This is a genomic window from Thalassotalea hakodatensis (assembly GCF_030295995.1).
Lineage (GTDB): Bacteria > Pseudomonadota > Gammaproteobacteria > Enterobacterales > Alteromonadaceae > Thalassotalea_C > Thalassotalea_C hakodatensis.
The window spans coordinates 4,268,568-4,275,310 of record NZ_AP027365.1 but is presented as its reverse complement, the minus strand read 5'-3'; the positions used below and the strand labels follow the sequence as shown (position 1 = coordinate 4,275,310).

Below are 6,743 nucleotides of genomic sequence, written 5' to 3'. Positions count from 1 at the left end.
GATCTATTTTGATCCTCTAACAATATAATCAAGATTAATGATTGACATTAGCGCGTATAATATATAGAATTCCGCCTCTTTTTTTGACCAAGTGTGCTCGAAACGGCGGTTTTGCCAGGGCAACAACAACCGACGGATAGCGTAATGAAAAGAACATTTCAACCTAGCGTATTAAAACGTAAGCGTAACCACGGATTCCGTGCTCGTATGGCTACTAAAAACGGTCGTGCAGTATTAGCACGTCGCCGTGCTAAAGGCCGCGCACGCCTAAGCGCTTAATCTCTTTATTAATCTTTCAATAAAGAGTTTGTAACCTCATGGTTACTTTTGAATTTACTCGGGAGTCAAGACTTTTGACTCCCGGTCAATTCCAATCAGCTTTTAAAAACCCATCTCGTTTTGGCTCTAGCCATATCACTGTACTAATTACACCAAATTCAGAACAAAATAGTCGTTTAGGTTTAGCCATTGCTAAAAAACGCGTAAAACTTGCTGTGCAAAGAAATCGGATAAAAAGATTAGTACGAAATAGTTTTCGCTTGAAACAACATCAACTACCCCATATTGATATAGTAGTTATGGTTCGCTCAGGCACAGATGAACTCGATAACCAACAAATAACAAAGCAGTTGGATAAAATATGGCGAAAAATAATTCAACGCCACAAAAAATAGCCATATCTGCTGTAAAAGCTTACCAACGCTGGCTTAGCCCGTTATTAGGGAGTAACTGCAGGTTCACGCCAACATGCTCTTTTTATGCAATAGAGGCAATTAATCGCTTTGGTGTTGTAAAAGGTTGTTGGTTAGCAGGCAAACGTATACTAAAATGCCACCCACTAAATGCGGGCGGTGAAGATCCCGTACCACCAAAAAAGAAGAGAAAGTATTAATTATGGAGTCTCAACGCAGTTTTTTATTTATTGCGCTTATGGTTGTTAGTTTTTTGCTGTATCAGCAATGGCAACAAGACAATGCGCCTGAACCGATCACACAATTCAGCCAAAGCGACAATGATTCAGCTATCACACAATCAAGTGATGACGACTTCGTTCCTGCGCCAAGTGCTTCAAAATCAACAGAAGTTACAACAAAAGCTAGTGCAACTTTAGTGGAAATTACAACGGATGTATTAGCCATAAAAATAGATACCAAAGGCGGTGATATCGTTGAGGCGACGTTGCTTAATTATGACACGGAACAAGGTAATGGTATTCCGTTTACCATGATGCAAAATGGTAACTTTAGATATATTGCGCAAAGTGGATTAACGGGTGCACAAGGCATAGACCGAACAGTGAAAGGTCGCCCTATTTACCAAGTTGAAAGCACTACTTATCAAATGAGCGAAGGACAACCCCTTGTTGTTTCATTAACTTATATTACAAACGATGGCTTAACCGTTAAGAAAAACTTTTCCTTTACACCAGGTAGTTACCAAGTCGACGTAGATTATATTGTTGAAAATGCATCAAACAGTGCAGCAAGTGTTGAACTATATGCTCAGCTACGCCAATCGGCTAGTGTTGATCAATCTAGCGCTTTAATACCAACCTATCGAGGTGCAGCTTATTCTACCCAAGAAGAACGCTACGAAAAATATGACTTTGATGACATTGCTGACGCAAAATTAAATGAAACAACTCAAGGTGGTTGGGTTGCAATGCTTCAGCATTACTTTGTATCAGCTTGGGTACCTAATGCTGAGCAAGTAAACTTATTATATACTGAGTTTTCACGTAGTAAGAATGAAGCGGTTATTGGCTTTAAAGCACCAGCTCAAATTATTGAATCAGGTTCAACTGAAACTATCTCAACAACATTCTATGTTGGACCTAAAGATCAAGACGCACTAGCTGAAATAGCAGATGGACTTGATCTCACCGTCGATTTTGGCTTTTTATTTATGATCAGTTCACCACTACACTGGTTACTGATTCAAATACAAGCACTTGTCATCAACTGGGGCGTTGCAATTATTATCATTACGGTCATCGTAAAAGGTATTATGTACCCGCTCACCAAAGCGCAATACACGTCTATGGCAAAAATGCGTGAACTACAACCAAAAATGACGCAGTTAAAAGAGCGTTTTGGTGACGATAGACAAAAACTTTCTCAAGCCATGATGGAGCTTTATCGCAAAGAGAAAGTAAACCCTGCCGGTGGTTGTTTACCGTTATTAATTCAAATGCCTATTTTCTTAGCATTATATTGGGTGTTTTTAGAAAGTGTTGAATTAAGACATGCGTCATTCGGTTTATGGTTAACTGATTTATCTTCTAAAGATCCTTACTACATATTACCAGTGTTGATGGGTATCAGTATGTTCATTATGCAAAAAATGCAGCCAATGACCATACAAGACCCAATGCAGCAAAAAATTATGCAATATATGCCGGTAATGTTTACTATCTTTTTCTTCTGGTTCCCGTCAGGCCTAGTATTGTACTGGCTAGTGAGTAATGTTATTTCCATCATTCAGATGAAAATTATATTTGCCTCACTCGAAAAGCAAAAAAATAAATAACAATAAGCGACCGAAAGGTCGCTTTTTTTTACCCTGAATACGATTATGTTTATAATACTGGCATTCATATTTAGTCGTTAGAGCATTATGACAACAACAGTATCCAATATTGAAACCATTGCAGCACAAGCTACTCCACCAGGTAGAGGCGGTGTCGGTATTATTAGAGTATCGGGCCCCCTAGCCTCTAAAGTTGCAGAAAAAGTATTAGGTAGATGCCCTGCGATTAGAAAAGCTGAATACTTACCCTTTTATGATAATAATCAACAAATCATTGATCAGGGTATCGCATTATTTTTTAAAGGCCCAAATTCATTTACCGGTGAAGATGTATTAGAACTTCAAGGTCATGGCGGCCCTATTATTCTTGATATGTTATTAAAATCTATCATCGCAATTGACAATATTCGTATGGCCAACCCCGGTGAATTCAGTGAGCAAGCTTTTCTAAATGATAAGCTCGATTTAGCACAAGCTGAAGCGATTGCAGATTTGATCAATGCCACATCAGAACAAGCAGCAAAAAGCGCATTACATTCGTTACAAGGCGATTTTTCAGCACTAATTCACGAGATAGTAAACGACACAATTCATTTAAGAATGTATGTGGAAGCAGCTATTGATTTTCCAGAAGAAGAAATTGATTTTCTTGCAGATGAAAAAGTCGTCAATCAACTTAAAGCACTGATCAAAAAAGTAGAAGATGTGCAGCAAAAAGCAAAGCAAGGTAGTTTATTAAGAGAAGGTATGAGGGTTGTAATCGCTGGCCGTCCTAACGCAGGCAAATCGAGCCTGTTAAATGCGCTAAGCGGTAAAGAAAGCGCTATTGTTACAGATATCGCAGGAACAACACGAGACGTATTATCAGAACATATTCATATTGATGGGATGCCGCTACATATTATTGACACCGCAGGGCTTAGAAAATCATCTGATAAAGTCGAGCAAATAGGTATTGAACGCGCATGGCAGGAAATAAAACAAGCAGATCGAATTTTACTATTAATTGACGCGGATCAGTCAATTGAAGATCCAAAAAAATACTGGCCCGAGTTTTTTGAAAAACTTCCAGAAAACATTGAATTGACCATCATTAAAAACAAAGCAGATATATTCAACAAAGCCGTTCAATTTGATAAAGACACTGACTATCCAACCATAACCCTTTCTGCAAAAAACCAAGATGGTATTTCATTACTAACTGGCCACTTAAAAGATATTATGGGTTATCAAGGTAGCACAGAAGGTGGTTTTATGGCCCGTAGACGCCATTTAGCAGCCATTGAACAAGGCTATCATCATCTTAGTATTGGCTTAGAGCAACTTGAATCTTATGTGGCAGGTGAAATTCTAGCTGAAGAATTAAGACTTTGTCAGAACGCGTTAAATCAAATAACAGGCGAATTTACTAATGATGATCTACTAGGTGAGATCTTTTCATCATTTTGTATTGGCAAATAAAGGATCATTATGTCTTCATTTCAAATTATCGTTGGAAGCATGCTAGGCGGCACTGAATATGTTGCAGAAGCGTGCGAAGAAACATTAACGCAATTAGGACATGATGTAACGCTGCATTTATCACCTGATCTCACTGAAATACCCTCTCAAAATCAAACATGGTTAATATGTACCTCAACACATGGTGCTGGAGATTACCCAGACAACTTACTGCCTTTTATTGATCAACTCACAAATACTACGATCGATTTATCCTCAACTAAGTATACTGTGATCGGTATTGGAGACTCTAATTACGACACCTTCTGTTTTGCAGCAAAAAACATAGATAATCTAATATATTCAAAGGGTTGTAAAAGGTTAATATCAATAAAAACATTTGATATGACACTTGATATTGATCCAGAAGAAGAAGCACAAGCATGGCTTTTAGCAAATAAAGATCACTTATAAACTGCTTATAAGTATTTTATACACAGAAAGAGTATTAAAACAAATCAAATGTGGATAACTTAAGAATAAACCCTGTATTAAAATTTATTTTCCAGTTAATAAAATATTAAATACGCACGGTTGTGGATAAATAGGCTTTTTGATCAAAGGTTATTTAGCAATTGATCATACTTTGATCACAAGAAACGATCATTAAGATCAAATTGATTTATATAAGGAAAAACCCTTTATCCACAGAAAATCACTTTACTAATAAAGATCAATAATAAGATCTTTATATAGATCTTTATATATTATTAATGATCCACAGCTGATCTTTTTAGTGATTTGATCGTTTCACTTCACAAGAAAACAAGATAAAATACGTGCCCTTTTGCAAGAAATACATTTTAAGGTTAGTGGCATTATGTGGTATCAAGACACTTATGAAGTCATCGTTGTAGGTGGTGGTCATGCTGGTACAGAAGCGGCCTTGGCAGCTGCTCGTATGGGGTGTAAAACCCTATTGTTAACACATAATATCGACACGTTAGGTCAAATGTCTTGTAACCCTGCAATCGGTGGGATCGGCAAAGGACATTTGGTTAAAGAAATTGATGCGCTAGGTGGTTTAATGGCGACAGCAATTGATCATGCTGCCATTCAATTTCGTACCTTAAATGCAAGCAAAGGTCCTGCTGTAAGGGCTACTAGGGCTCAAGCAGATCGTACGCTTTATCGAAATTACGTACGTAACTATCTTGAAAACCAAGAAAACTTAACGATCTTTCAACAACCTTGTGATGATCTTATTTTAGAAAATGATCAAGCCGTTGGTGTATCAACGCAAATGGGCTTAAAGTTTAAAGCTCAAACCGTTGTATTAACCGTTGGTACTTTCCTCGCAGGTCAAATACATATTGGTTTGAATAATTATCAAGGCGGTAGAGCTGGAGATCCAGCAAGTGTTAATTTAGCAAATAAATTACGTGATATGCCTTTTAGAATGGATCGTTTAAAAACAGGTACACCACCAAGACTTGATGCTAGAACCTTAGATTTTTCAGTGATGGAAGCACAACCTGGGGATGATCCTAGACCCGTATTTTCATTTATGGGATCAACAACTGATCATCCAGAACAAATACCGTGTTTTATTACTCACACTAATGCCAATACCCATGACATTATCCGTAAGGGACTTGATAGATCACCTATGTATACAGGCGTCATCGAAGGTGTAGGGCCTCGTTATTGCCCTTCTATCGAAGATAAAATCATGCGTTTTGCAGATAAAGATACACATCAAATATTTGTAGAGCCAGAAGGCTTAACCACACATGAAGTATACCCTAACGGTATTTCAACGAGTTTGCCTTTTGATGTTCAAATGGCGTTAGTTCGGTCAATTAATGGCTTTGAAAATGCGCACATTACCCGCCCTGGTTATGCGATTGAATATGATTTTTTTGATCCTCGAGATTTAAAACAAACCTTAGAAAGTAAATTTATCAATAACCTTTACTTTGCAGGGCAAATTAATGGTACTACAGGTTATGAAGAAGCTGGCGCTCAAGGATTAATTGCTGCAACTAATGCTGCTGCTCGTGTTCAAGGTAAAGATCAAATGATTTTAGGTCGTGATCAAGCCTATATGGGAGTACTCGTTGATGATTTAGCAACGCTTGGTACTAAAGAGCCATACCGTATGTTCACATCTCGTGCTGAATATCGATTATTGCTTAGAGAAGACAATGCCGATATTCGTTTAACTGAAACGGGTCGCAAACTTGGTTTAGTTGATGATGCAAGATGGCAACGTTTTAATGAAAAGCTTGAAAATATCGAAGTAGAACGTCAGCGATTAAAATCTACATGGATCCAGAAAGATCACCCTGCAGTAGCGCAAATAAATCAGTTGGTTAAAAACCCAATTAGCCGTGAAAATAGTTTAGAAGAATTATTACGTCGCCCTGAAGTTCGCTATCAAGATTTAATGGCGATTGAAGCATTAGGTCAGCCTTTAGCTGATAAACAAGCGTCTGAGCAAGTTGAAATTCAAATTAAATATGCCGGTTATATTGATAGGCAACTTGACGACATTGCCAAGAAAAAACGTCATGAAGATACATTGATCCCTGTTGAATTTGATTATAGCCAGATTTCAGGACTTTCAAATGAAGTTGTTGCTAAGCTTTCTGATGCTAAACCTGAAACGATTGGCAAAGCTTCGCGAATTTCTGGTATCACACCAGCAGCAATATCGTTATTATTAGTTTATCTTAAAAAACATGGTTTATTGCGAAAATCCGCATAGATTC

7 protein-coding genes are annotated in these 6,743 nt (G+C 37.7%); all 7 read left to right on the top strand.

Translation table 11 applies throughout. The features are described from left to right. The first annotated feature begins 144 nt into the window (after positions 1–144). The 7 genes from rpmH to mnmG all read left to right on the top strand — a co-directional run bounded on the left by rpmH (position 145) and on the right by mnmG (position 6,739). Positions 145–279, top strand: a complete 135-nt coding sequence (rpmH, locus tag QUE72_RS18985) for a 50S ribosomal protein L34 (protein ID WP_074496262.1) — start codon at positions 145–147, stop codon at positions 277–279. A gap of 38 nt (positions 280–317) precedes the next feature. Beyond that, positions 318–674 (top strand): ribonuclease P protein component, encoded by a 357-nt coding sequence (gene rnpA / locus QUE72_RS18980; protein ID WP_286270739.1) that lies wholly within the window; start codon positions 318–320, stop codon positions 672–674. Continuing rightward, on the top strand, positions 641–892 hold the full coding sequence (yidD, locus tag QUE72_RS18975) for a membrane protein insertion efficiency factor YidD (protein WP_286270737.1): 252 nt from the start codon (positions 641–643) through the stop codon (positions 890–892). Before rnpA ends, yidD begins: the two co-directional genes overlap by 34 nt. Before the next feature lie 2 nt (positions 893–894). Next, positions 895–2,529 carry a membrane protein insertase YidC gene (gene yidC / locus QUE72_RS18970; protein WP_074496259.1) on the top strand — a complete coding sequence of 545 codons (1,635 nt, stop codon included), beginning with the start codon at positions 895–897 and terminating at the stop codon, positions 2,527–2,529. A gap of 87 nt (positions 2,530–2,616) precedes the next feature. Further along, entirely contained in the window at positions 2,617–3,990 is a 1,374-nt protein-coding gene (gene mnmE, locus QUE72_RS18965; protein ID WP_286270734.1) for a tRNA uridine-5-carboxymethylaminomethyl(34) synthesis GTPase MnmE, read from the top strand. Positions 3,991–3,999: 9 nt separating this feature from the next. After that, the gene (mioC, locus tag QUE72_RS18960) at positions 4,000–4,443 is read left to right on the top strand and encodes an FMN-binding protein MioC (protein ID WP_074496257.1); all 444 of its coding nucleotides are present in this window, start codon (positions 4,000–4,002) and stop codon (positions 4,441–4,443) included. Between the two features lie 406 nt (positions 4,444–4,849). Then, positions 4,850–6,739, top strand: a complete 1,890-nt coding sequence (gene mnmG / locus QUE72_RS18955) for a tRNA uridine-5-carboxymethylaminomethyl(34) synthesis enzyme MnmG (protein WP_286270731.1) — start codon at positions 4,850–4,852, stop codon at positions 6,737–6,739. Positions 6,740–6,743 lie beyond the last annotated feature (4 nt).